The sequence below is a fragment of the Methylophaga pinxianii genome, from assembly GCF_020447225.1.
Lineage (GTDB): Bacteria > Pseudomonadota > Gammaproteobacteria > Nitrosococcales > Methylophagaceae > Methylophaga > Methylophaga pinxianii.
In genome coordinates, this window is the sequence record NZ_JAJAEO010000057.1 from 1 (window position 1) to 485 (window position 485).

1 protein-coding gene is annotated in these 485 nt (G+C 50.3%); it reads right to left on the reverse strand.

Translation table 11 applies throughout. The features are described 5' to 3' along the window. Window positions 1–5: 5 nt before the first annotated feature. Window positions 6–485 (reverse strand): IS3 family transposase (locus tag LGT40_RS00260; protein ID WP_226069659.1); only part of this gene is annotated, 480 nt, incomplete at its 5' end.

Here is a 485-nt window from a genome sequence, read left to right on the forward strand (position 1 = left end):
GGGTTCTACCCCGTTTCTACGGACGGTTTAAAAACGGTTGAAAACGTCATATCGCTTCTTGCGACTCGTCTTCTCATGCGAGGATTATGGAATCGTTCAATATAGTCAAATAAATCCGCTTTGGCTGAATCCAATGTCGGGTAACGCATCCGGTTTGTACGTTCCCGTTTGAGCACCCCGAAAAATCCCTCACACGCGGCATTATCGCCACAATGACCAACTGCACTCATGGAGCATTCCAATCCATGTTGGCTTAATAGTCGCTGGTAATCGCCGCTTCGAAACTGACTGCCACGATCGGAGTGCAAAACAACAGGCCCATCGCCCTGGCGTTGCCAAACAGCCATCTCCACCGCACGAAGCACCATCTGACGGTCCTGGCGGTGATGCATTGACCAGCCAATGACGAGCTTGCTGAACAGGTCAATGACAACACACAAATACAGCTTACCTTCGCCGGTTTTGACCTCAGTAATATCCGTGAC